We start from the raw sequence: 1,315 nt of genomic DNA, 5'->3' as shown, positions 1-1,315 counted from the left end.
CAATGCTCCGAGACGGCACCATCTACCAACCGCCCCTAGCCCTTGCCGCTTGACAAGAACCATAGGGACACCCCCCGACCGAACCCAGGTCAGTCAGCCCGAATGCAGTCCAGTCGGCGATTGCCTCTGAAGCAGGTCAGTATTGCCTGATCGGTTATGAGAATCAACAGTTGAAATCTAGCTGGACTCCACTAAGCCCGATACCTCCGCCGGCGTTGATTGCAGTATTGTTGTTCGGTCGAGACATCTCGATCGTGAAGGATTGAACAGGCCCGGGGATACGGTAGGTTACTGCATAGTTGGGATCCGTAGCACCTTGATTGCCCCAGTTCGTGGGATAAACCCATCCAGCTGAGTTCACAGAGAGACCGGAGCCCCGCGTGGCGACAACTCCCGGTGCGGTCACACGCACCCACTCTGTATAGAACGCGCCGCCAGTCGACGGGGTGCCACTGGCGAGGTTGCTATCAACGTCCCACAGGGTGAACTCCACGTTCTCGACTGGCTCGCTGAAGCTGTAGGTCAGGGTGACTGTGTACCGGGCATCCGGCTGTGTGCTCGTGGTTCCCTCGGCAGAAGCGTTCGCGAGAACGTTGAGCTGGGAAGGGCCAGAACCTGGGTCGTAAATCGTGAGATTGTCGCTCGGGGGGGTAATTCGAGATCCATACGCAGCTGTGAGGGAGTAACTAAAGTTTTGTCCGCTGGTTGAAGTCCCAGTGCCGGCCCCTTGAGTCACGGAGGTTCGCGTGTATCCGCTCGAATAATCGATAGAACCGCTGACGCAGCCAGAGGCGGCGGCAAATGGAGTCGCCACTGCCGTTGCGATCACAGGTACTGTCCACGCAACCCCCGCAAGAACACGCCTCCTCGCGACTGTGGGGTCAGGCTGGTCGCCACTGGAGGCAGAAACGTTGGTAGAGGTCATTATTTCCATTTCAGATAGTCCGCTCTACGGACGGATTTAGTTCGGAACCGACGCAGGTCCTAGAACTTCTACGGCCTTTGCCTTTCGAGGCTCGAGCCGTACTTCTTTGACCTGGGTAGGTTCACACAACCACAAGGGACGCGTGTTCTGGTCGCCCTCTCGTGTCGCGTCCAAGCACCGTGTGGTGTTTGAGGAATCAAGGTGTCGTCGTGATGATCCTTACACACGCTTTGACGACGTTTCCCACGTTCGCAGTCTTTGACCTGCCTTTGGGGGTCAGAACCGATAACGGGCTCTTCGCAATCGAGAGTGTAGGAGCGGGTAGCGCGTCGTTGCGCGAAGAGAGGTCGAGGCCTTCCAGGATGGAAGTTCTCACACTCCCCGTCCGGA

Annotated in this window: 1 protein-coding gene; it reads left to right on the top strand. The window is 57.6% G+C overall.

Translation table 11 applies throughout. The features are described from left to right. Nucleotides 1–1,134 precede the first annotated feature (1,134 nt). Nucleotides 1,135–1,315: hypothetical protein (locus ACPYN9_RS17175; RefSeq protein ID WP_424468109.1), on the top strand; the 181-nt coding region annotated here is incomplete at its 3' end.

Source organism: Pseudoclavibacter helvolus (assembly GCF_049707175.1).
Classification (GTDB): Bacteria; Actinomycetota; Actinomycetes; order Actinomycetales; family Microbacteriaceae; genus Pseudoclavibacter; species Pseudoclavibacter helvolus_A.
Note: the sequence above shows the minus strand (reverse complement) of the source record. Positions and strands in the feature narration are given on the sequence as shown.